23 protein-coding genes and 1 riboswitch are annotated in these 22,947 nt (G+C 41.0%); of the genes, 12 read left to right on the top strand and 11 right to left on the bottom strand.

Annotated elements, in window-relative coordinates:
* Positions 1-261 precede the first annotated feature (261 nt).
* The 6 genes from GS399_RS07665 (at position 262) to GS399_RS07640 (ending at position 6,007) form a co-directional block, all read left to right on the top strand.
* A complete protein-coding gene (locus tag GS399_RS07665; protein ID WP_202409399.1) occupies positions 262-1,155 on the top strand; it encodes a nucleotidyltransferase family protein in 894 nt (297 codons plus the stop codon).
* Between the two features lie 168 nt (positions 1,156-1,323).
* Positions 1,324-1,462: riboswitch (cobalamin riboswitch) on the top strand.
* Between the two features lie 110 nt (positions 1,463-1,572).
* Complete coding sequence (locus GS399_RS07660; RefSeq protein ID WP_160844036.1) at positions 1,573-2,541, top strand: ribonucleoside-diphosphate reductase small subunit; 969 nt, start codon at positions 1,573-1,575, stop codon at positions 2,539-2,541.
* A 58-nt stretch (positions 2,542-2,599) separates the two neighbouring features.
* Positions 2,600-4,969: a ribonucleoside-diphosphate reductase subunit alpha gene (locus GS399_RS07655; protein ID WP_160844035.1), complete on the top strand. Its 2,370-nt coding sequence runs from the start codon at positions 2,600-2,602 to the stop codon at positions 4,967-4,969.
* 50 nt (positions 4,970-5,019) lie between these two features.
* Positions 5,020-5,223 carry a cysteine-rich CWC family protein gene (locus tag GS399_RS07650; protein ID WP_160844034.1) on the top strand — a complete coding sequence of 68 codons (204 nt, stop codon included), beginning with the start codon at positions 5,020-5,022 and terminating at the stop codon, positions 5,221-5,223.
* Between the two features lie 41 nt (positions 5,224-5,264).
* Positions 5,265-5,627, top strand: coding sequence for a methionine-R-sulfoxide reductase (locus GS399_RS07645; RefSeq protein WP_160844033.1), 363 nt, complete (start codon positions 5,265-5,267; stop codon positions 5,625-5,627).
* Positions 5,628-5,656: 29 nt separating this feature from the next.
* On the top strand, positions 5,657-6,007 hold the full coding sequence (locus GS399_RS07640; RefSeq protein ID WP_160844032.1) for a septal ring lytic transglycosylase RlpA family protein: 351 nt from the start codon (positions 5,657-5,659) through the stop codon (positions 6,005-6,007).
* A gap of 52 nt (positions 6,008-6,059) precedes the next feature.
* Here the strand turns inward: GS399_RS07640 and GS399_RS07635 are convergent, their stop codons facing one another.
* The 6 genes from GS399_RS07635 to GS399_RS07610 are packed head-to-tail and all read right to left on the bottom strand — an operon-like array spanning position 6,060 to position 10,794.
* The gene (locus tag GS399_RS07635) at positions 6,060-7,244 is read right to left on the bottom strand and encodes an aspartate aminotransferase family protein (RefSeq protein ID WP_160844031.1); all 1,185 of its coding nucleotides are present in this window, start codon (positions 7,242-7,244) and stop codon (positions 6,060-6,062) included.
* A gap of 45 nt (positions 7,245-7,289) precedes the next feature.
* Positions 7,290-7,709: a hypothetical protein gene (locus GS399_RS07630; RefSeq protein ID WP_160844030.1), complete on the bottom strand. Its 420-nt coding sequence runs from the start codon at positions 7,707-7,709 to the stop codon at positions 7,290-7,292.
* A 5-nt stretch (positions 7,710-7,714) separates the two neighbouring features.
* The gene (locus GS399_RS07625) at positions 7,715-8,311 is read right to left on the bottom strand and encodes a hypothetical protein (protein WP_160844029.1); all 597 of its coding nucleotides are present in this window, start codon (positions 8,309-8,311) and stop codon (positions 7,715-7,717) included.
* A gap of 32 nt (positions 8,312-8,343) precedes the next feature.
* Positions 8,344-8,892, bottom strand: coding sequence for an RNA polymerase sigma factor (locus GS399_RS07620; RefSeq protein ID WP_160844028.1), 549 nt, complete (start codon positions 8,890-8,892; stop codon positions 8,344-8,346).
* Positions 8,893-8,940: 48 nt separating this feature from the next.
* Positions 8,941-9,897, bottom strand: a complete 957-nt coding sequence (locus GS399_RS07615; protein WP_160844027.1) for a transketolase family protein — start codon at positions 9,895-9,897, stop codon at positions 8,941-8,943.
* 51 nt (positions 9,898-9,948) lie between these two features.
* Positions 9,949-10,794 carry a transketolase gene (locus GS399_RS07610; RefSeq protein ID WP_160844026.1) on the bottom strand — a complete coding sequence of 282 codons (846 nt, stop codon included), beginning with the start codon at positions 10,792-10,794 and terminating at the stop codon, positions 9,949-9,951.
* A gap of 159 nt (positions 10,795-10,953) precedes the next feature.
* Between GS399_RS07610 and GS399_RS07605 the strand changes: the two genes are divergently transcribed.
* Genes GS399_RS07605 through GS399_RS07590 form a run of 4 tightly spaced genes read left to right on the top strand, consistent with a single transcriptional unit; the run spans position 10,954 to position 17,626 of the window.
* Positions 10,954-13,440, top strand: coding sequence for a phage tail-like protein (locus GS399_RS07605; protein ID WP_160844025.1), 2,487 nt, complete (start codon positions 10,954-10,956; stop codon positions 13,438-13,440).
* The gene (locus GS399_RS07600; protein WP_160844024.1) at positions 13,440-14,639 is read left to right on the top strand and encodes a T9SS type B sorting domain-containing protein; all 1,200 of its coding nucleotides are present in this window, start codon (positions 13,440-13,442) and stop codon (positions 14,637-14,639) included. Before GS399_RS07605 ends, GS399_RS07600 begins: the two co-directional genes overlap by 1 nt.
* 2 nt (positions 14,640-14,641) lie before the next feature.
* Positions 14,642-15,625 carry a PorP/SprF family type IX secretion system membrane protein gene (locus GS399_RS07595; protein ID WP_160844023.1) on the top strand — a complete coding sequence of 328 codons (984 nt, stop codon included), beginning with the start codon at positions 14,642-14,644 and terminating at the stop codon, positions 15,623-15,625.
* Positions 15,626-15,643: 18 nt separating this feature from the next.
* Positions 15,644-17,626 carry an OmpA family protein gene (locus GS399_RS07590; RefSeq protein ID WP_160844022.1) on the top strand — a complete coding sequence of 661 codons (1,983 nt, stop codon included), beginning with the start codon at positions 15,644-15,646 and terminating at the stop codon, positions 17,624-17,626.
* Positions 17,627-17,857: 231 nt separating this feature from the next.
* Here GS399_RS07590 and GS399_RS20960 read toward each other — a convergent pair whose 3' ends face one another.
* From GS399_RS20960 to GS399_RS07570, 5 genes are all read right to left on the bottom strand, one after another.
* On the bottom strand, positions 17,858-17,986 hold the full coding sequence (locus tag GS399_RS20960) for a peptide-methionine (S)-S-oxide reductase (protein ID WP_255491585.1): 129 nt from the start codon (positions 17,984-17,986) through the stop codon (positions 17,858-17,860).
* A 52-nt stretch (positions 17,987-18,038) separates the two neighbouring features.
* Entirely contained in the window at positions 18,039-19,103 is a 1,065-nt protein-coding gene (locus tag GS399_RS07585) for a hypothetical protein (protein ID WP_160844021.1), read from the bottom strand.
* A gap of 104 nt (positions 19,104-19,207) precedes the next feature.
* Complete coding sequence (locus tag GS399_RS07580) at positions 19,208-20,125, bottom strand: RsmD family RNA methyltransferase (RefSeq protein ID WP_160844020.1); 918 nt, start codon at positions 20,123-20,125, stop codon at positions 19,208-19,210.
* A 14-nt stretch (positions 20,126-20,139) separates the two neighbouring features.
* On the bottom strand, positions 20,140-20,892 hold the full coding sequence (locus GS399_RS07575; protein WP_160844019.1) for an ABC transporter ATP-binding protein: 753 nt from the start codon (positions 20,890-20,892) through the stop codon (positions 20,140-20,142).
* Positions 20,889-21,620, bottom strand: a complete 732-nt coding sequence (locus tag GS399_RS07570) for an MlaE family ABC transporter permease (RefSeq protein ID WP_160844018.1) — start codon at positions 21,618-21,620, stop codon at positions 20,889-20,891. Before GS399_RS07570 ends, GS399_RS07575 begins: the two co-directional genes overlap by 4 nt.
* 79 nt (positions 21,621-21,699) lie before the next feature.
* Here GS399_RS07570 and GS399_RS07565 point away from each other — a divergent pair, with 79 nt between their 5' ends.
* Both GS399_RS07565 and GS399_RS07560 read left to right on the top strand, forming a co-directional pair.
* Entirely contained in the window at positions 21,700-22,404 is a 705-nt protein-coding gene (locus tag GS399_RS07565) for an SDR family oxidoreductase (protein WP_160844017.1), read from the top strand.
* A 16-nt stretch (positions 22,405-22,420) separates the two neighbouring features.
* A complete protein-coding gene (locus tag GS399_RS07560) occupies positions 22,421-22,945 on the top strand; it encodes a PspC domain-containing protein (RefSeq protein ID WP_160844016.1) in 525 nt (174 codons plus the stop codon).
* The last annotated feature ends 2 nt before the right edge of the window (positions 22,946-22,947 follow it).

Here is a 22,947-nt window from a genome sequence, read left to right as displayed (position 1 = left end):
GGATGATTTTCAGATGTATAATTGCAACGTTTAAATTCTGTTATCAAAACAATAAATTTTAGTAATATTTTTTATTACTTTATTAAGATATATTCCAAATCGTTGTAAACTTTCACAATTTTTATCACTAAACAAAATTCAACCTTCATCGTTATCATTTGAATTTATATTTTCGCGGTAATAAATTAATGCGCCGTAATATCATCGCGACAGGCAACCGGTGCATTTTAGCTGTCGAACCTTTAAAAAACAAGAAGACTGATGAAACCAACCTTATTAATTTTGGCTGCAGGCATGGCCAGCCGCTATGGAAGCATGAAACAAGTCGACGGCTTTGGACCTAGCGGCGAAACGATTATTGACTATTCAATTTACGATGCGATAAAAGCGGGTTTCGGAAAAGTAGGCTTTATCATACGCGAAGAATTCGCGGAAAGTTTTAAGGCTATATTTGAGCCAAAGCTGAACGGAGTCGTAGAAACTGATTATATTTTCCAAAGCTATGATTTGACGCCTTTTGGAATCAATAAAGAAATAGAACGCTCGAAACCATGGGGAACCGGCCACGCGGTATTATGCGCGCGCAACCAGGTACACGAGCCATTCTGTGTAATCAATGCCGATGATTATTATGGTTATGACGCCTTTGAAAAAATGGCAAAATTCCTAACCTCTGAAGCTGCTGATGATAAATACTCATTAATCGGTTACCAGATATCGAACACCCTGTCTGATTATGGATCAGTTTCACGTGGCGTTTGTAACGTAAAAGATGGTTTCATGACCGAAATCAACGAACGTACAGAAGTATATTTCAAGGGTGACGGCGTTGTGTACAAGGAAAACGGCGAGGAACATGAGTTAACTACCGATACGCGTGTTTCGATGAATTTCTGGGGTTTTACGCCAGCGGTTTTCGCGCAAAGTGAGCCAATTTTCAAGCGGTTTGTCGAGCAGAATGAGAACAACCCGAAAGCTGAATTTTTTATTCCTTTAATTGCAGATGAGCTCATTAAAACCGGACAAGCTTCGTTTAAAGTTATTCCAACAAGCTCAAAATGGTTCGGTGTAACATACAAAGAAGATAAGCCAATTGTGCAAAAAAGCATCAGCAAATTAGTAGAAGAAGGCGTTTATCCGCAGAATTTGTGGTAACGGGCTTCAACAAAATGTAGAAAACTATTTTTGAGCCTCGCATAAAGCGGGGCTTTTTTTATTTAACCGGTTCGGCTTCACTGGTTTACCGAATGTTAAAAAGTACGGTGGTTGTTTAAAACTTCCGCATTTAAACATGCTTTCAACCGCGTAATTTTATAGCAGTTCTTTAACAAAATCTTATGCCGGTGTTGTCAACTTTAAAGTTAGCAACTCAAGAGAAGCCTGTGAAAATCAGGAGCTGACGTGCAACTGTGAACCGCCGGATGGTGGTTAGCCAGATATCTGCCGCATAATGTTTGTCAAAGCTTTCACGAATAAAGTTTTGATGAAAGTCCTTCACTGTTTAATTTCCGGGCTACCGGTATTAGCCTTGTTGTCTTTTGTCAGTAAACATCATTCATAAAAATTGAAATTATGGAAGAGGAAGAAGTATTGCTCCGCGAAAACAAAGACAGGTTTGTAATCCTGCCAATTAATTACCCGGCAATCTGGGAGATTTATAAACGCCATGAAGCCAGTTTCTGGACAGCCGAGGAAATTGACCTGGGCTCGGACATGAAAGATTGGGAGAATCTCAATGATGGTGAAAAGCACTTTGTAAGTCATGTTTTAGCGTTTTTCGCAGCAAGTGATGGAATTGTGAATGAGAACCTGGCGGTGAACTTTATGAGTGAAGTGCAATTGCCGGAAGCCCGTTGTTTCTATGGTTTCCAGATCATGATGGAGAATATCCACTCTGAAACGTATGCATTGCTGATCGACACCTATATCAAAGATCCGAAAGAAAAGGATCGTTTGTTCCATGCGATCGACACGATAGATTGTGTTAAGAAGAAAGCAGAATGGGCACTGCGCTGGATTGATAATGGATCTTTCGCCGAACGCCTCGTAGCGTTCGCAGCGGTCGAAGGAATATTCTTCTCCGGGAGCTTCTGCTCGATTTTCTGGTTAAAGAAACGTGGTTTGATGCCTGGCCTGACATTTAGCAATGAATTGATATCCCGTGACGAAGGTTTACATTGTGAGTTTGCCTGTCTGTTATACGGTATGCTTAAAAATAAATTGAGCGAGGAGCAGGTGCATCAGATCATCGGCGACGCCGTTGAAATTGAAAAAGAATTTGTAACGGGTGCACTTCCGGTAAACCTGATCGGGATGAACGCAAAACTAATGCAGCAATACATAGAATTTGTTGCTGACAGGTGGCTGTCTGAACTTGGTTATACCAAATTATTTAATGCCACAAATCCATTCGATTTTATGGAAATGATATCGTTGCAGGGAAAAACGAACTTCTTTGAAAAAAGGGTTGGTGATTACCAAAAGAGTGGTGTTCTTTCAACTAAAGAAGAACAGGCGTTTTCATTGGATGATGATTTCTAAACGATAGCAAATAAGCGAGCAATAAAAGAGAGGGTAACAACTCCAAATCAATAAAAAGATGTTTGTATTAAAGAGAAGCGGAAAAAAAGAGTCGGTTAAATTTGATAAAATAACCGCACGAATAGAAAAGTTAAGTTACGGATTGAACAAAACGTTTGTTGATCCTGTTGAAGTTGCCAAGAAAGTAATTGATGGGTTATATGATGGAGTGCAAACTTCCGAGCTGGATAATCTGGCTGCAGAAACTGCCGCTTCGCTTACGACTATTCATCCCGATTACGCTTTGCTTGCATCCCGTATAGCTATTTCCAATCTTCATAAGAATACTGAGAAATGTTTTTCGGACACAATGCTTCGCTTGTATCAATACATCGATCCGGAGTCGGGCAAGCCTGCTGCACTGTTGTCGGATGAGGTATGGCAGATAATCGAAGAAAATGCTGAGCTTTTAGATAGTACAATTATTTACGACCGCGATTTTAGCTTCGATTACTTCGGATTTAAGACGCTTGAAAAATCATATTTGCTTAAGTTGAACGGTAAAATTGTTGAGCGTCCGCAGCATTTGTTTATGCGTGTGTCGGTAGGTATTCATAAAAACGATATCGACAGCGTTATCAAAACGTACAATCTGATGAGTGAGCGTTGGTTTATCCATGCCACGCCAACACTCTTTAACGCATCTACCCCAAAACCGCAAATGTCAAGCTGTTTCCTGGTTGCCATGAAAGATGACAGCATTGAAGGTATTTACGAAACATTAGGCCAAACAGCCAAGATTTCTCAAAGTGCCGGAGGTATTGGTTTAAGCATACACAACGTTCGTGCAACAGGATCTTACATTAGTGGAACCAATGGAACAAGTAACGGTATTGTACCGATGCTGCGTGTTTTTAACGATACTGCCCGTTATGTTGACCAGGGCGGCGGCAAGCGCAAAGGTGCTTTTGCTATTTACCTGGAGCCATGGCATGCCGATATATTCGAATTTCTTGACCTGAAGAAAAATCATGGTAAAGAAGAAAACCGTGCCCGCGATTTATTTTACGCGCTTTGGGTTTCAGATCTGTTTATGAAGCGGGTTGAAGAGGATGGTCAGTGGAGCCTGTTTTGCCCGCATGAAGCGCCAGGCCTGGCAGATTGTCACGGTGAAGAATTCGTAGAGCTTTATGAAAGATACGAACGTGAAGGAAAAGCCCGCAAAACTATAAAAGCGCAGGAACTTTGGTTTGCTATACTGGATGCTCAAATTGAAACAGGAACGCCGTATTTGCTTTATAAAGACGCGGCAAACTCTAAATCAAACCAGCAAAATCTTGGAACGATAAAAAGTTCGAACCTGTGTACCGAAATTATCGAGTATACTGCACCTGATGAAGTTGCCGTTTGTAATCTGGCATCACTTTCATTGCCACGTTATATCATTAACGGTGAATTTGATCATCGGAAATTATACGATGTAACTTACCAGGCCGCAGTCAACCTGAACAAGATCATCGATAACAATTATTACCCGGTTGAAGAGGCACGTAAATCAAATATGCGTCACCGCCCGATCGGATTAGGGGTTCAGGGCTTAGCGGATGTATTTTTATTACTTAAAATGCCGTTCGAAAGCCCGGAAGCAGCTCAGCTTAACATCGAAATTTTTGAGACGATCTATTTCGCCGCAATGACTGCATCTGCAGACCTTGCATTAAAAGAAGGCGCTTATGAAACGTTTAATGGATCACCACTATCAAAAGGCAAATTCCAGTTTGATCTTTGGAATGTGCAGCCAACCTCGCGCTGGGATTGGGAGACATTGCGTGCACGTGTAATAAAAGACGGAGTTCGCAATTCATTACTTGTTGCTCCAATGCCAACAGCGTCGACATCACAGATATTAGGGAATAATGAGTGTTTTGAACCTTACACTTCAAACATCTATACCCGTCGTGTACTAAGCGGAGAATTTATCGTGGTCAACAAGCATTTGCTCAGAGATCTTGTCGATTTGGGTATTTGGAATCATGATATAAAGGAAAAGATCATTCTTGCTAACGGATCTATTCAACATATCGATGAAATTCCACAAAGCATAAAAGAGCTTTATAAAACCGTTTGGGAAATAAAAATGCGTAGCGTGATTGATATGGCTGCTGATCGCGGTGCATATATCTGCCAGTCGCAGTCATTAAATTTGTTTGTTAATTCGCCGACGTCTTCGAAACTTACGTCGATGCATTTCTACGCATGGAAGAAAGGTCTGAAAACCGGAATGTATTATTTACGTACTCAGGCTGCAGCACAAGCAGTTAAATTTACGGTACAAAGCCAGGCTGGCAAACAGGTTGAGCCGGTTATACAGCAGGAAACTGAAGTTGAAGAAATCATTGAAGGCGCAGTTTGCAGCATGGAAGAAGGCTGTTTATCCTGCAGCGCATAACAATACTACCAAAAGCCGGACATCTAGTCTGGCTTTCGTTTTTTCAGGCTATGACTAAACATGAAATCATTTCTTGTGAGCGATGCCGAAGCCGCATCGAATGTAAAGCCAATTCTTTTACTAAATGCCAATGCAGTACTGTACAACTTAAGTTAAACGAGGTCCAGTACGTCAGCGAAAATTATGATGACTGTCTATGTGCCAGATGTTTGACAGAACTGCAGAAGGAATACCAGGAAAAGCTCAAAAAATGAGATGGTTCAGTTATTGCTTCAACTAAGTAAATCGATTTACTATGGAATATAACAAGCTCACACCGGAAGAAGAATACGTTATTTTACATAAAGGCACAGAAAGGCCATTCACCGGCGAATACACTGATCTGAAAGAACCAGGGACGTATGTTTGCAGACAATGTGATACGCCGTTATACAAATCAGACGATAAATTCGAATCGCACTGCGGTTGGCCAAGTTTCGATGATGAAATTCCCGGAGCGGTTACGCGTGTTCCTGATCGCGACGGTCGCAGGATCGAAATTGTGTGTTCAAATTGCGGGGCACATTTAGGTCACGTTTTTGAAGGTGAAAGATTTACTCCGAAAAATACCAGGCACTGCGTAAATTCCATCTCAATGAAATTTATCCCTAAAAATTAAGATAATCCCGGTTAGCCGGGATTTTTACTATGAGCAAATTTTTATCTTTACTTATATCTCTATCGGTTTTTGTGTCCTGTTCTCCAAAGATCTCACAAACCGGGAAAGCCTCCTTTTACAGCAATAAGTTTAACGGACGGAAAACTGCGAGTGGTAAAACTTTTCGCAATTCAAAGAAAATTGCGGCGCATAAAACTCTTCCTTTTGGAACTAAGGTTAAAGTGACCAATCTTAAAAACGGGAAAAGTACCAAAGTTCGGATAGAAGATCGTGGGCCGTTTGTGCCCGGAAGGATCATCGATTTATCCAGAAAATCTGCACGTAAAATTGGGCTTACAGATGAAGGAGTCGGTAATGTAAAAATAGAGTACCGGAAATAACGTCGGTACTGTTATTGATTTAAACTGATAAGTTATCGTTTGTGTCGCGGTTTTAGATCTCATCCAAAACATCAAGAATCACTTTACAGGCAAACCTGATTTCTTTCTCCGTGATAGTTAACGGCGGAGCAATTCTTAAGGTATTGTCGCAATGAAGAAACCAATCGATAATTACACCCTTTTCAACGCAAAGTTTACTTGCCGACTCAACCTGTTGAAAGGTATCGAGCTGGATGCCTAACATCAGGCCTTTACCGCGTACTTCCCGGATTTTTGGGTGAATAAGCAAATCTCTGAACAAAGCTTCTTTTTTAGGAACAGTATTAAAAAGTTCTTCATCTGTAATAACGATAAGAGACGCCAGACCAGCCGCACAACTTACCGGGTGGCCCCCAAAGGTCGTTATATGCCCCAAAATCGGATTGTCTTTTAAGACATCCATTACTTGCTTTGACGCAACAAACGCTCCGATTGGCATTCCACCACCCATTCCTTTGGCTAGCAAAAGTACATCAGGCGTTATGCCATAGTGCTCAAAACAAAATAATTTTCCTGTTCGCCCGAATCCGGTCTGAATTTCATCGAAAATCAATAAGCACCCAACTTCCTCACATTTTACTTTTAGCTTTCGTATGTAATCAGTATCTGGTACGCGAATTCCAGCTTCGCCCTGGATACTTTCAATAATTACGCAAGCTGTAAGATTGTCAATTTTATTAAGGTCCGTTTGATCGTTGAATGTTATAAATTCGACGTCAGGCAGGAGAGGGCCATATCCTTGTTTATAATAATCATTACCCATTACGCTGAGAGCGCCATGTGTGCTGCCGTGATAAGCTTTATTGCATGATATGATTTTACTTCTTCCGGTGTATTTTTTTGCAAGCTTTAAGGCGCCCTCGGTGGCCTCAGCTCCTGAGTTTGTAAAATAAACTGATTTTAACGAAGAGGGGAGATGCGCCGTTAATTTTTCAGCAAACTTTACCTGCGGCGTCTGAACAAATTCGCCGTAAACGGTTAAGTGGAGATATTTATCAAGTTGGTTTTGAATGGCTTGAATAACCGACGGATGCCGATGCCCGATATTGCTAACTGCAAATCCAGAAACCAGGTCGAGGTATGGTTTACCATTGGGATCATACAAGTACAAGCCTTCGGCACGTTCGATTTCGAGAAGTCTGGGTGTCGATGATGTTTGTGCTAAATTATGCAGGAAAAGTTGCCGGTTACTGAGCATCCTGCAAAAGTATCAGTTTATTGATAGGTGGTCAACTACTAATTGTTATTGCCGCCTTTGCCTCAGTTCCTGGATAAGCTGTTCTCTGAACTCACGTTCTGCCTTGAAAAAAAGCGCAATTTTATCCGGCGGCAGAACTCTTTGAAATTCGTTCTTGTAACGTTTCCTGACATCCAGTACTTTTCCTTCAAAGGCCAGCTCATCATCCATATTTCGATCAGGTGCGCTCTGGAAATTCTTTTGATTTTGCCTTCTGTCCTGCAACAGGCCGTTTAGTTCGTTTTGATAGCTTTGATATACCGGCAAAAAGTCACGTGTTTGCTGCGGTGTCAATTCAAGCCTGCGGCTTATGTAGTCGTATTTAAGCTGATCAATTTGTTTTCTCTGCCCAGGCTGCGAAAAAGCAGTGAGGGCATTAAACGTTGCCATGATCAACAACATATAGATGGTAAACCTAATCTTCATAAACCTTATAGTGTTGAGTCGATGTCCTGCTGCAAGGTGTTGTCCGGTACATCCTTGCCGATTGCGGGAACTCTTCCTAAATTATCAATAATTTCCTGTGTATCACCTGCATCCGCATGTAATTCGAGGTAATTAATAATTTCCTGGTCCGGAACATCCGATAATTTGTAGTGTAATGTATTGTGTTCTTTGTTAATCAAAATCCCGGTAGTAACGGCTACTAAAACGGCGGCGGCGGCAGCATAACTAATCCAGCTGCGAAGCGGATTGATACGTCTGATCTTTGCAGGTTTCGTTTTTGCTATGATACGGCTTGATAAATCCTCGAAATAGTTTTCCGGCACCGCTAATCCCGGTTGTGCCAGGTTCTGCTCCAGTAGTATTCTGCTATTGATATTTTCGGTCAATCCCTCAAAATAATCAGCCGGAATTTCAAATGCCTCGCCTGCCTGGGAAAGCTCCAGAATCTTTTTATGGCGCTGAATCTGAGCAAAAGACTCTTTAAAGTATTTATCGGGTACATTAAATGGATTTTTGTTCCCAATAGCAATTAGCCTGGGAGCATCGTTCGCCCAATCATTGTCAAGATCATTTAAATCCATATACTTAACAGATATTTTTTCACTGGAAAGGTTTAATCCGTACTTAAAAGATATTGTTCTATTTTTTTTACTGCCAAATGAAACGAAGCTTTTAAACCACCGACAGAGGTGCCAAGAATTTCTGAAATCTCGTCATACTTCAAATCATCAAAGTATTTCATATTGAAAACAAGACGTTGTTTCTCCGGCAACTTTAAAATAGCCTGTTGCAATTTAAGCTGTGCTTTATCGCCATTAAAATATTGGCCTTCGATTAATGAATCAGCCAGTTCATAAGAAACCTCGTCAAGCGAAATGTTGTTTTTCTGCTTTTTCTTGTTGAGGAACGTGATGCATTCATTTGTCGCGATGCGATACAGCCACGTATAGAGCTGAGAGTCGCTTCGAAAGTTTCCCAAGCTTTTCCATACTTTAATAAATACATCCTGAACCAAATCGTCGGCATCATCATGATCAATAACAAGCCTTCGAACATGCCAGTATATCTTTTGCTGGTATTTTTTTAAAAGCAGGTTAAATGCTTCATTTCGTGTTCGCTCATTAGCGAATTTCTCAAGTATTTCTGAATCGCTTACCTGCATTGTTTAAAAATATCTTAAAGCAAATGCATGCTTTAAGATATATATTTTTTAGCGTTTTCTTTTTAAAACCTTTTGTACAGCCTCTATAATATGTTCGCTGTCAAGTCCATATTTAGTCATCAGCTGAGCCGGCGTTCCGCTTTCTCCAAAGCTGTCGTTTACCGCGACGTATTCCTGAGGAGCCGGGAAATGTTTTGCCAGCACCTGCGCGATGCTATCGCCCAATCCGCCCAGACGATTATGTTCCTCTGCGGTAACAACACATCCGGTTTTTTGAACCGATTTCAGGACTGCTTCCTCATCCAACGGTTTAATCGTATGAATGTTTATAATTTCAGCATCTATACCAAGTTCAGCTAGCTTTTCGCCTGCCAATATTGCTTCCCAAACAAGATGGCCTGTTGCAATAATGGTTACATCCTTGCCTTCATTAACCATCCAGGCCTTGCCAATTTCAAATTTTTGATCCGGATCCGTGAAAACAGGAACAACCGGGCGCCCAAATCGCAGGTAAACTGGTCCTTCGTATTCAGCGATTGCTAAAGTAGCGGCTTTCGTTTGGTTATAATCGCAGGGATTTATTACCGTCATACCCGGAAGCATTTTCATCATGCCGATATCTTCAAGTATCTGATGCGTTGCGCCATCTTCACCTAACGTGAGGCCTGCGTGAGATGCGCAAATTTTTACGTTTTTGTTTGAATAAGCCACCGACTGGCGAATTTGATCGTAAACTCTTCCTGTTGAAAAATTAGCGAACGTGCCTGTAAACGGAATTTTTCCTCCGATGGTCATCCCTGCGGCGATACCAATCATGTTCGCTTCGGCTATTCCCACCTGAACAAAACGCTCAGGAAAATCTTTAATAAAGGCATCCATTTTTAGCGAGCCAACTAAATCTGCGCAAAGCGCGACAACATTTTCGTTCTTTTTTCCCGCTTCATGTAAACCAGCACCAAAACCCGAACGCGTATCTTTTTTTTCTGTAAACGTGTATTTTTTCATTTTTGACTACTGCCATACGGCAGCTTGATTCGTTAATCTGCAATAAGGTTATTAATAATCTCCAATGGTGCTTTCCAGCTGAGCCAGCGCCAGGGACAGCTGCTCATCATTCGGTGCAACGCCATGCCATTTATGTGATCCCATCATGAAATCGACACCATGGCCCATATTGGTTTGCATGAGGATCATGATTGGTTTTCCTTTAAAAGTTTTCGACTTCGCCAGCTCCAGTACACGAACAACATCAGTGAGATCATTTCCGTTCATTTCCAGAACATCCCATCCAAAGGCTTCAAACTTGGCTTTTAGATTTCCAAGTGAAAGTACTTTGTCAGTCGGACCATCAATTTGCTGGCCATTTACATCGATGGTAGAAATTAAGTTATCAACTTTATTATGAGGGGCAAACATAGCTGCTTCCCAGATTTGGCCTTCCTGTAACTCGCCATCGCCATGCAGCGTGAAAACAAGTGAAGGATCGCCGTTTAGTTTTTTTGTTAATGCCGCACCAATAGCTACCGATAAGCCCTGGCCGAGTGATCCGGAAGCGATGCGTATGCCTGGCAGATGTTCATGTGTCGTAGGGTGGCCTTGTAACCTCGAATTCAGCTTACGAAACGTTGCTAATTCTTCTATTGGATAATAACCTGATCTGGCTAAAACGCTGTACCATACCGGAGAGATGTGCCCGTTCGATAAAAAGAATAAATCCTCATTTTCGCCGTCCATATTAAAGTCCTTGTTATGCTTTAAAGTTTGAAAGTACAGCGCTACAAAGAAATCGGTGCATCCAAGAGATCCGCCCGGGTGGCCTGACTGACAACCATGTACCATACGTACCACGTCGCGTCGCACCTGCCTGGCAATGTCTTCCAGTTTAGTATAGTTTATTTCCATTTTGATTTGTATTAGGGAGCGCTAAAATAATCAGATATTTCAGTATTGGTATGATTTTTTAACTTATTAACATTGAAGCCATGTTTATGAGAACAAATGTGGAAAATTTACGTAAAGAGTGAATTATTTAAGCTAACGATAGAGTAAAATGCACACAATATGAGAAAAATTTTACCCGAAATTTCACATAGATATTTACTGATTATAGGCGCTTGTTTGCTTATAATTAATTTATTAAGCTCTGACGCTAAAGCGCAAGACGGATCTATCGGAATTGGCACACAAACTCCTGAAGCAAAAGCAATACTAGATATAGTATCAACATCTAAAGGATTGCTAATTCCTCGTTTGTCCATACAACAACGCGATATACTGCAAGTCAATGGGACGGCTAATCCGGCTATCAATGGAATGTTGATCTATAACAGTACATCTAATTCCTTTAACTTTTGGTTAACAGATAAGTGGATTGATTTTAGTACCTATGTTAGTAATGGTTCAAATGGAGCAAAAGGCGACAAAGGTGATCCGGGTGCAGATGGGAAAACAATTATAACCGGTTCAGTAATTCCCGACGCAGCTACAGGCAAAGATGGTGATGTTTATTTCGATATAATCGGCGGCCTGGTTTATGGTCCCAAAGCCGCTGGCGCGTGGCCGGCTGGTGTGTCGCTAAAAGGCTTAAAGGGCGATAAGGGTGATCCTTTAAAATTTGAAGATCTAACGCCAGAGCAGCAACAAGCTTTAAAAGGAGAAAAAGGCGACAAGGGAGACAAAGGTGAAGGCGCAAAATTTGAAGAGTTTACCCCCGAACAATTGGAGGCGATTAAAGGGCCGAAAGGGGATAAGGGCGACAAAGGTGAGGGCGCGAAATTTGAAGAATTTACGCCGGAACAGTTGGAAGCAATCAAAGGGCCAAAAGGTGATACAGGTCCGATTGGAATTGGGATCTCCGCTTTGGTAGTCGACGGAACAGGCCATCTCCAAATAACCTATAGCGACGGTGTGACTAAGGATGCCGGCATGGTAAAAGGAGTTGACGGAATAAATGGAACAAATGGAGTAGGTATTGAATCTACAACAATCGACGGTTCAGGAAATTTATTAATTAAATATAGTGACGGATCGACTGCTAATGCGGGTTTGGTAAAGGGAACAAATGGTACAAACGGAACGAATGGAGTAGGCATTGAATCGACTACGATCGACGGTTCAGGAAATCTGATAATTAAATATAGTGATGGATCGACTGCTAATGCGGGTCTGGTAAAGGGAACAAATGGTACAAACGGAACGAATGGAGTAGGCATTGAATCGACAACGATTGACGGATCGGGAAATTTGATAATAAAGTATAGCGATTGGTCGACTACTAATGCGGGTCTGGTAAAGGGAACGAATGGAACCAATGGTACAAACGGTACAAACGGAACCAATGGTACAAACGGAACGAATGGAACAGACGGAATTGGTATTACGGCGACTTCAATTGACGGGTCTGGACATTTACAAATAACCTATAGTAACGGCTTCACAAAAGACGCTGGCCTAGTGAAAGGAGATAATGGCAAGGACGGAAACAATGGTACAAATGGAACCAACGGAACTAACGGTACAAATGGAACAGACGGAATTGGTATTACGGCAACTTCAATTGACGGGTCTGGACATTTACAAATAACCTACAGTAATGGCTTCACAAAAGACGTTGGACTAGTGAAAGGAGATAATGGAAAGGACGGAATAGATGGTAGAAATGGCAATAATGGAACAAATGGCGTAGGAATAAACTCGACAACTATAAATTCAAGTGGGCATCTAATTATAGCTTATAGTAATGGTAATACTGATGATGCAGGTTTTGTTAAAGGTGCAGACGGTGTTAATGGGACAAATGGCATCGGTATAACATCTTCTTTAGTGGATGCAGCTGGTAATTTGCAAATCACATATAGTAATGGTTCAATTCAAAATGCTGGATATGTAAAAGGTTCGGACGGAATAAACGGAACTGACGGGATAGGAGTTGAATCCACAAATATTGATAGTGACGGACATTTAATTATAAAATTGACTGACGGTAGCACTGATGATGCCGGTCTTGTAAAGGGTGACAAAGGCGACCAAGGCGCTCAAGGCTTGCAAGGTCCGGCTGGTGCAGATGGAATTAGGGGGCCAAAAGGCGATGAGGGCCCGCAAGGCCCAACTGGAGCGACTGGTCCGGCTGGTGCTACAAACGGATGGCTTTTAGTTGGTAATAGCAGTTCCAATGGCGACTATATTGGGACAAATAATAATCAAGACTTTATTTTGAAGCGTTTCAGTAGCGAAAAATTGAGGTTGACTTCATCAGGGGTACAAATTGGTACAACCGGTAGCTCAATTGCTGCAATTAACAAGGCGACAATTACGGCTAACTTGCCATCAATTGCGCCGGGCTCGTCATATAAACAATCGTTTACCATAACCGGTGCAAAATCAAAGTCGTCTGTTATAGTTTCTCCTGAAGCGGAACTACCCGACGGAATAATAATCTCATACGCACGAGTAATTAGCACAGACACGATTGAAGTTAAATTTACAAACGTAAGCTTAGCCGGAATTGACGTGGCAAATATGGAATATTACATTACAGTAATTCAGTAATGAAAAAGGTTTCTGTAGTCATATTGCTGATTTATTTTGCTCCGATCCGGTTATGGGCTCAGTTCGTGAATAGCGGACAACAGCTTACGATTTCAGATAAGGGATTAGTATATATTGACGATAGTTATCTTCATAATTCAGGATCGGTTACAAACAACGGGTCAATGGTTGTTAAGGGTAACTGGACAAATAATGACCACAGTTCGTTCGTATTTAACAATGTATCTAAGGGTGCCGTTTTCCTAAACGGCGGCCTTCAGCAAATAGATGGGACAGATAAGACGGTTTTTCCAAGTTTGGATTTGTCGGGCTATTACTTTAAAAAGCTGTTGACTGACGCCGATGTCAATGGAAATCTGTCTTTGAATGATGTGGAATTCAAGCTGGAAGATCGAATACTGACGGTCTTGAACAATCGGCCGTCAGCGGTAAGCAGAACCAAAGGCTTTATCAGTACCGACAAGGGTGGGATGTTAAATCGCTCGCTTACTAACACGGGGCAATATTTATATCCGTTCGGTTCTTCACTTCACAGTGGAATTTACAGGCCATTGGAAATGATACTGAAAAACGCGTCCGGATCTAATGAGGGTGTTGTATCCGCTACATTTTATTATGATGATCCATCCAATTTGGGCTACTCTCGAAACAGCAAATCTGAAGAACTGAGAAACATGAATATTTATGATAAATATTTTTATGTGCTCAAACAGAAATCTGGCTACCCGCTCGTAAATGTTCGTTTTTACCAGGGGATCGAAGAAAACCTTTTTCCAAGACTAGCAAAAACCCCAAAAGGCGGATTATGGTCTCTGGCTACATCTGATCCACATGTACTTCAAAACAGTGCAGCTGAGCCGTTTGCCAAATACCTGGAATACGAATCATTGCAACCGCTTGATGAGGCTTTCACATTTACGGAAGCAGGCAGCCTTATCTTCTATAATGCGTTTTCTCCGGATGGAGATGGTAAAAACGATACCTGGTTAATTAAAAATATCGATTCTTATCCCGATAATGAAATAACAATTTTCAATCGCTGGGGAAACGAAATTTACAAAACAAAAGGATATTCTTCTGCTAAACCGTGGGATGGCGGCGCAATGATGTCGGGAACTTATTTTTACGTACTTAATGTTACAATGAATGGGGAGCGGCGAACCTTCAAGGGCTTTATAACAATGATCAAGAAGGATTAACTATGAAAAGATCGCTACTTGTATTATTTATATTGTTTTATTTTATACCGGTTGCACGGTCTCAACAGGACCCGCAATACAGTCAATATATGTTTAATTCTCTTGTTATAAATCCAGCTTATGCCGGATATAAAGAGGTATTAAATGTAAGCATGCTTCACCGGGATCAATGGACCGGCTTACCCGGCTCGCCGAAAACGGAATCGCTGATTGTAGACGGAGCTTTTTTCAACGAAAACAGAATAGGAATTGGTCTTTCAATTGTGAATGACAAGATCGGCCTCCAACGGCAAAGTTCCGCGTATTTAAATTACGCGTACCGGCTGCCTATGGGCGACGATGAATCAAGGCTGGCTTTTGGATTGGCCTTTGGCGTCTCACAGTACGTTTTAAATGGCGACAGGTCATTCGTTGATAATCCTGATGACCCTAATTTCGCGAACGGTAATCAATCGCGTTTTACCCCTGATGCGAAATTTGGCGTTTATTATAGCAATGAGCGATTTTTTGCAGGCGCCTCGGTTACTAATCTGCTTGGCCTCTCGATAGATTATCAAAAGATCGCAGGATCCGCCTTATCTCGTCAGGGACGACATTATTTTATAAGCGGTGGTTATCTCGCTGATCTCGGTGAGAATTTTAAATTGAAGCCTTCGATACTCATTAAAGACGATGCAAAAAGTCAGACGACAATTGATTTAAACACCTTCTTGTTAATCAAGGAAATGGTCTGGGTAGGGGCATCTTACCGGTCGGGTGTTAGTTTGTGGAAAAAAAGCAATATGAATACTGATAATTTTCAGCAAAATTCGATGGTGGGGGCAATTGAAGTGTTTGTTGCAAGAAATTTGAGATTTGGTTATGCTTTTGATTATTCTTTATCTGATCTCAGTAGCGTTGCAAATGGTACTCATGAAATATCTCTTGGCTTTTCAATTAATACGGCCAGGCGCAGCTCAGCTCTTCTTACACCCCGCTACTTTTGAATCTGACTCACAATTTGTATGACTAAACGAAAACTGGCGCTTGTTTTTACAGCATGCTTTGTTATTTATTTCTTTCCCCAAAACATTTTTTCCGACAGTATTGAAAAGGCAAATAAGTATTTTGAGAAGTACGATTATAAATTTGCACTGCAGATCTATGAAAAGATATATGCCAAAAAGCCAAATTTGTCGGTAGCCGAAAAAATCGCTGACTGTTACCGGTTTATCAACGACTCAGAAAAGGCAGAACAGGCATATGCGAAAGTTTTAACGTTCCCTGGCTTTGATCCAATTAATTATAAACATTACGCGGATGCATTAAAGCAAAACGGGAAATACACCGAAGCGAAACAAAGCTATCTCAAATTTCTCGGTTTCGTGCCCAGCCAGTCGAAGGAAATTCTGAAGATGGCTAATGCTTGCGATGCGGCTAAGACAATCAGTGAGAATCCAAGAGAGGACGTAAAAATTGAAAATGCGCAAAACCTGAATTCGGATAATTCCGATTTTTCACCGGTAGTTTCAGGACAAAGTTTATTTTTTGTATCTGATAGATGGTTTGCACAGAGTTCGGATAACAAGGATAAAAAGGATGTATATGGCTGGACGGGAAATCCTTATTTAAAGTTATATCAAACTACTGCGTCCGGCGAAATAGGAGCGATAACTCCTATGCCTCCGCCTGTTAACGATAAATATCATAACGGGCCGGCAATATTTACTGCCAAAGGCGACACGGTTTATTTTACCAGGACTGAAATGATACCCAAGAAGGACAGGAGCGGCCGCCTTTCAGTTGGCAAGAATGCTATTTACATGGCTTTTAAACAGGGAAGTGATTTTTCGGAGCCTAAGATAATTATTGGAAATGGACGGGACTATTCCGTTCAGCATCCTGCTATATCTCCAGATGGGTCAATACTTTATTTCTCGTCTGACATGCCTGGCGGACTCGGTGGAACGGATATTTATGCATCAAGGAAAAATAAGAATGGCGGTTGGGATAAACCCAAAAATTGCGGTTCCAATATTAATACTGCACAGGACGAGGCATTTCCGGTCGTAAAAAAGGATGGCACATTTTACTTTTCCACTAAAGGGAATGTTGGCATGGGCGGCCTGGATTTATTCACAGCGAAAGGTTCTTATGACAAATTCGACGTTGCTGAAAATATGAAGGCTCCGTTTAACTCTCCTAAGGATGACTTTGGAATATGGTTCAATGACGATAATTCGGGATATATCTCATCAAATAGAAACGGAGGTAAGGGACTCGATGATATTTACAGATTCTCAATCGCGCCTAAAACACCTGTTTTTGCGATAGAAGGTTTAGTTGTGGAAAAGGAAAGCGGTCAACCAATGGCTCAGGTTAACATTTCATTAATAAACAAAACGAATGGTAAAGAGGAAAAGTTAATATCAGACGCAGCAGGAAAGTTTCATTTTAATCTCGAACCGGGTATGGATTACGTTGTCAGAGGCGACAGGGACAAATATTACTCACGGCAGGAAGGAAAAGTTAGCACGAAGAATTTAAAAGAATCTACCGTTTTCGAAATTAAATTTGAACTGGAACGAGCAAAAGACGAGTTCCTGGTGAGATTAGATAATATTTATTACGATTTCGATAAATATAATATTCGTAAAGACGCGCGTCCTGAACTGGATAAAGTTGTAGCTTTTATGAGTAGTATGCCAGAAAATGTTAAGATTCAACTACGGTCACATACCGATTCCAGGGGCCCGGCGATTTACAATCAATGGCTGTCGCAGAAACGAGCTGAATCGGCCGTCGATTATTTGAAGCGAAGTGGTTCGGATCATGAACGTATCGCCGCAATAGGATTGGGTGAAATGGAGCTGGTAAACGGCTGCAGAGACGGCGCTAAATGTTCAAGTGCCGAGCATCAGCTTAACAGGCGAACAGAATTCAAGATCATTAGAGTAAAACCAACCGAAGCTGCTGTCAATCCAGTTGCAATAAGTAGGAATAATTAGAAGATAGATATTAAGTGAAAGCCGGAACTTATTACAAAGCTTCCGGCTTTTTTTATTAAATTTCTGTATAAACTTACTAAGCTTAGGCTTAGTTACTAATGTACAATAGCTCGGTGAGTTTATAAATCATCGCCTCAACTTTTCTTTTTTATTCATGAGTATGATAAAAGACGACGAATCGGTATCGTGTGCCTATATCATTCTCATGCCTGTTAAGCGTGGATTAAGAGTTTAAAAGAATATAAGAAGTAATTCATCGTACGAAATTTCATCTTCATCATAATCAATCTGGATTACTTTTGAAAAATACTTCTGTTCACCAAAGCACTCCTGCCCATAAGTAGCTGATTCAATTTCCACTTTCGATATAACAGTTTAATAAAAAAGCCCGGTTTTACCGAGCTTTTTTATGTTATTGATACTGAATATATATCGGCTTAGGTGTCAGCTTAAGCACGTCTTCCGGTGTCATCATACGATGAGGGTCTTTTTTAAGATCGTTTTTATAGAACAACTTAAAGCCGGTGAACTGCACCGGGTGATCTCTGACAAAATACCGGTAACTGCCTACTTTTAGATCTGGCTCACCCCAACCGTCCATATTAATTACCATCTGAACTTCCGGACGTAATTTGATATTTTCAGCATTTGTCAACATTTTTTTTGTGAAGCGGTGAACAACGAAGACCTTGGCCGGCAGGTTGTATTTTTTCACCAGCTTAGCCAGGTAATCCGAACAGTAATTTATATCTGCCGCATCATAAGTTCCGATCTTTTTCCCTGGCAATGTTCCGTCCTTCATAGAAAATTCAGGATCAATGCCCAGGTGAACGTTTGGCAGTTTCAGGTATTTTTCCAATTGAGGCAATTCTGTTTGGATATTGCTTAACGCTACCTGGATGTCAAGAAAAACGATCATGTTTTTTCGCATTTTGGAAATTGTCAAAACGGAATCGATCTGCTTATCAGGCATTCGGTTTCGGTGCATACCACTCTTTCCGGGATCGCCGCTTGCAACTACTGCGATATAATGAAGAGCCGGTTGAACAGGTGTATTCGGATCATCTTTTTCCCAGCGTTTTACTTCCTGATCTAATTTAGCAAGCATTTCTTTCGGAGGCAATTCTCCTAAAATACCCATCTTCTTAGAATAAAGATTTCCATAATAAGCAACAATCCGTTTAAATGGTAAAATGGCGCCGTTTATCGGATAAGGCTGGTTTTTTACTGGCCACTTTCCTGTAGTGTCGCCGTTTGCCAACGCTTTAATTCGTTTATTATAATCCGCTGTATCAATAGGGGAATAATTCTGAGCAGAAGATGAATCTCCTGCTATTGCTTCAGTCTGAGTTGCCGATGTGTCTTTGTGGCCAGACTTTACTCCTTGTTTTTCCGCATTGCCACTGCAATTTGTAAATAGTACCAATGCAGTGCCAGCAAGCGCAATGATTTTGGTCAGGTTCTTTTTGTTCGCCATAAAATAGTTTTCCGTACGTTTCCCTTTTGGGGTATTTTTAAAATTTCGCAAGTATAGTTTAGAATTAATGATTGACAAAAAAGATTTTCACTTATTTCGCTTTTTTACAGGTGGTTACAAAATTTGCCGAAAACACCCAATGGCAGCTTGCTTCCCGCAGTAGCCTGTAAATATAATTCTCCTGTTTCGAGGTTTGTAACCTCGGGATAAGATGATAAAATGAGATTTTCCACTATCACTGATGAAAATCCAAGCGAATATGTATTGAGTATTAAAAAGTGTTCTTGCGGATCAAGCAGCTTAACAACGTCGGCCATCATTTCGAGAATGTTGTCTTCGAGCTTCCATTTTTCACCATTTGGCCCATGCCCGTACGCAGGAGGATCAAGAATGATTCCATTATAAGTTTTCCCGCGTTTAATTTCTCTTTTCACAAATTTAAGGGCGTCCTCAACCACCCAGCGTATGTCTTTAAGGCCGGAATGTTCCTGGTTTTCATTTGCCCAGGTAACCACTTGTTTTATTGAATCTACGTGAGTTGTATCCGCGCCGGCAGCTCTTGCAATCAACGAAGCTCCTCCTGTATAAGCAAACAGGTTTAGCACTTTAGGACTTTCTGTTTTGAACTTTTTCAGCGAAGAAGATATATAATCCCAGTTTACCGCCTGCTCCGGGAAAATTCCAACATGTTTAAAGGATGTCAGCGCCAGACGGAACTTAATTTCCACATCAGAATTTTTGTATGATATATACCATCTGTCAGGAATTTGACTATTTTTCCTAATCCATTCGCCGGACGTAGCCGAGCGGCCTTTAAACCGAATATGATGCAGTTTTGTCCATTCGGATTCATCTAAAGCTTTTTTCCAAACAGCCTGAGGTTCCGGGCGAATAAGCATTAAATTTCCAAAACGTTCAAGCTTTTCAAAATCGCCGCAATCGATTAGCTCATAATCGATCCAATGTTGAGGGGTAAGCAATTGTATGGAGCCGGCTGCTTTTCCGGATGTTGATTTTTGCATGTATTACGGCAAAGTTACAATTTTTCCTTCGCGGCTTCCATGAATTTGCTTGCAAACACAAACTCATTGAGCTCCTTATTGTCGGTATGCGCGATTTCTTTGTTAGTGCCGTCCCAATATTTTTTGCCGTTATGTAAAAAGAGAATGTACTCGCCGATGCCCATTACCGAATTCATATCGTGCGTTACCACGATTGTAGTGATTTTATATTCTTCAGTTATTTCGTTAATTAAATCATCGATCACGATAGATGTTTTTGGATCTAGTCCGGAATTCGGCTCATCGCAAAACAAATATTTGGGATTCATTGCGATGGCCCGCGCAATGCCAACACGCTTCTTCATACCACCCGAAAGTTCGGCGGGGAATAATTTGTTCTTATCCTTTAGATTGACACGGTCGAGACAGAAATTGACCCGATCCATTTTTTCCTCAAAACTTTGTTCAGTAAACATATTTAAGGGAAACATGATGTTCTCCTGCACTGTCATCGAATCGAATAAAGCCGAGCCTTGAAAAAGCATGCCGATTTCTTTTCGAATTTCAATTCGTTGTTCAAAATTCATTTTAGTGAAATCGCGGCCATCATAAATAACCGATCCCGAAGTTGGTTCGTGCAGACCTACCATACACTTTAGCAGGGTTGTTTTACCCGATCCGGACCCGCCGATAATCAAATTATTATCACCGGGTTCAAATTTGGCGGATATACCCGAAAGTACTTCGTGATCGTCGAAAGATTTACGTATATCAATAATTTCGATCATAATAGTAATTGGGTAACGAAGTAATCGGCCGCAAGAATAGTGATACAACTTACCACAACTGCTTTGGTGCTTGCCTGAGCAACTTCCAAAGCGCCTCCGCGAACATAAAAGCCCTGATAAGCAGCCACTGTAGTTATAATAAATCCAAAAACGAAGGCTTTAACAAGCGCTACAGTAATTGTATATGGGTTAAAATCACTGGTAATTCCTAAAATATAGTCTGAACCAGTTACCGCTCCTGACAAAGTTCCGCCGATGTAACCACCTGTAATGCTTAAAAACATAGCGATAATTACTAAAACCGGAACCATCGTTATACCACCGATAAGTTTTGGCAAGATTAAATATCCGGGAGCATTGATTCCCATGATCTCAAGGGCATCGATTTGTTCCGAAACACGCATCGTTCCAATCTCGGAAGATATGGACGAGCCGATCTTACCTGCCAAAACAAGCGCGCTGATAGTAGGGCTTAATTCCAGGATACTTGAGTCGCGGTTTACTGAGCCAATAATCGTTTTAGGTATCAAATCGCTATTAAGCTGAAAGGCGATTTGTAATGTCATTACCGCTCCCACGAAAGTGGATATAATGCTGATCAATCCTAATGAACCCATACCAATATAGTTCATCTGGAACATGACTTCTTTAAAATAGATATTGAATTTTTCAGGCTTTTTGAATACTGCCTTTAACAATAAAATGTACCTTCCAATGCTATAAAACATCCCTTTTTGATTTGTGTAAAAATAAGCTTTTTTCCGTATAGCAATAAAATAACTAATTTCAGCAGCAAGACATAAAGCTATGAATGCAATTATCACAGGCGCTACCAAGGGAATTGGTAAAGCCATTGCTTTAAAATTAGCAGCAGCCGGATATAATCTTGCAGTTTGTTCGCGGAACCAAAATGAACTTGATCAGCTCGTTGGCGAACTTCAACAAATTAATCATACTATAAGGCTCGCGGGCTTAGAAACCGATTGTTCAAATAAAGTTGAATTGCAACGTTTCGCAAACTTTGTACAACAACACTTTGGTAAGGTGGATGTTTTAATAAATAATGCAGGAATGTTTATTCCCGCAAGTGTGCTGGATGAAGACGACGAAACACTTTCCCTGCAGCTAAATCTGAATTTACTTGCACCGCATTTTCTTTGCCGGTTTTTTGGAAAGGAAATGAAAAAAAATCAAAGTGGGCATATTATCAATATCGGTTCTGTAGCGGCAATTAAGCCTTTTCCGGGTGCAGGTTCTTACTCTGTAACAAAGTATGCGCTGCTAGGTCTAACTAATGTATTACGTCAGGAATTGATGAACCACAATGTGAAAGTAACATCAATCCTGCCGGGATCAACCTTAACAGAATCGTGGGGGGGAATTGAACTTCCTGCCTACCGTTTTGTTCAACCTGAAGATGTAGCCTCGGCTGTATTGGGTTGTTTGCAAATGAGCTACGGATGTAATGTTGATGAAATACTTATCCGTCCTGTTAAAGGTGAAGTCACTTAACTTAACACTAAACACAATGGAAAAGAAACTAGAAAGAAATGAACTAAATAAGATGATCGGTGGTGTTTGCGCCGGTTTGGCCGATTATTTTGAAGTTGACGTAACCTGGATACGTATTGCCTTTATGGTTGCGGTATTCGCCGGTTTGTCAGGATTCTTAATTTACATCATTATGTGGATTGCTATTCCGGCAAAACCGTCGGTATTCAGGCCTTATCAAACTGACTATAGGGTTTACGAAGAAAAGGCGCAGGCGTCATCGTTTCAAGCAGGGCAACAATCTTTTTACCCAAAAAAGCAATCTGATACGGGACGTATTATTGCAGGAACGGTTTTAATTCTGGTCGGGCTATATTTTATGACAGATCAGTTTGATCTGCTGCCTTACTGGTTTACCTTTAATAAATTATGGCCACTCGCGCTGATTATTCCCGGTATCATGATAATTACCAACTCATCAAGGAAAGATTCATGGGATAAGAACGCCCAGGAGCCACTCAAAACAAACGATACGTCACAATCACAGTCAGATCAACTTTAATT

It is taken from the genome of Hufsiella arboris (genome assembly GCF_009834875.1).
GTDB lineage: Bacteria > Bacteroidota > Bacteroidia > Sphingobacteriales > Sphingobacteriaceae > Hufsiella_A > Hufsiella_A arboris.
This window is presented reverse-complemented; position numbering and strand designations above follow the sequence as displayed.